The sequence below is a fragment of the Streptomyces sp. AC627_RSS907 genome, assembly GCF_019049165.1.
In genome coordinates this window covers 1-858 of record NZ_JAGMUE010000345.1, presented here as the reverse complement: position 1 = coordinate 858, position 858 = coordinate 1, and the positions used below count along the sequence as shown (strand labels likewise).

General features: G+C 75.5%; 1 protein-coding gene. It reads left to right on the top strand.

Annotated features, from left to right (window positions below):
- A partial coding sequence (locus KUM32_RS35640) for an FAD-dependent oxidoreductase (protein WP_217146064.1) occupies positions 1 to 858 on the top strand: 858 nt, incomplete at both ends.

Genomic DNA, 858 nt, shown 5'->3' with positions numbered 1-858 from the left:
ACTTCGGGGACTGGCTGCGCAGCAAGGGCCAGTCCGCGCGCGCCATCCAGGCGGTGTGGGACGTCGTCGCCGTGGCGACCCTCAACGCCCGCTCCGCGCAGTGCTCCCTCGGCCTGGCCACCATGGTCTTCAAGACCGGGCTGCTCACCAAGCCCGGCCACGCCGACATCGGCATCCCCCGGGTGCCGCTCGGCGAGCTGCACGACACCAGGGCCCGCGCCACGCTGGAGGCGGCGGGCGTGCGCGTCGAGCTGCGCAGCCGAGTCACCGGCATCGGTCGCGAGGCGGACGGCGGTTGGGGCGTCGAGGTGGAGACCGCGCCGCACGCGGGCACCCGGCTCACCGCCGACACGGTCGTCCTGGCCCTGCCCCAGCAGGAGGCGCACGGGCTGCTGCCGGCCGGAGCGCTGGACGATCCCGGCCGGCTGCTGAAGATCGGCACCGCGCCCATCCTGAACCTGCACGTCGTCTACGACCGCACGGTGCTGCGCCGCCCCTTCTTCGTGGCCATCGGCACCCCCGTGCAGTGGGTCTTCGACCGCACCGACACCTCGGGCCTGACCGAGGGCCAGTACCTGGCGGTCTCCCAGTCCGCCGCCCACGACGACATCGACCAGCCCGTGGCCCGGCTGCGCGAGCGCTACCTGCCCGAGTTGGCCCGCCTGCTGCCCGCCGCCCGCGGCGCGACCGTGCGGGACTTCTTCGTCACCCGGGAGCGCACGGCGACCTTCGCTCCCGCGCCGGGCGTCGGCCGACTGCGCCCGCCCGCCACCACGAACGCGCCCGGCCTGTACCTGGCCGGCGCGTGGACCGCCACCGGCTGGCCAGCGACCATGGAGAGCGCGGTGCGCAGCGGGC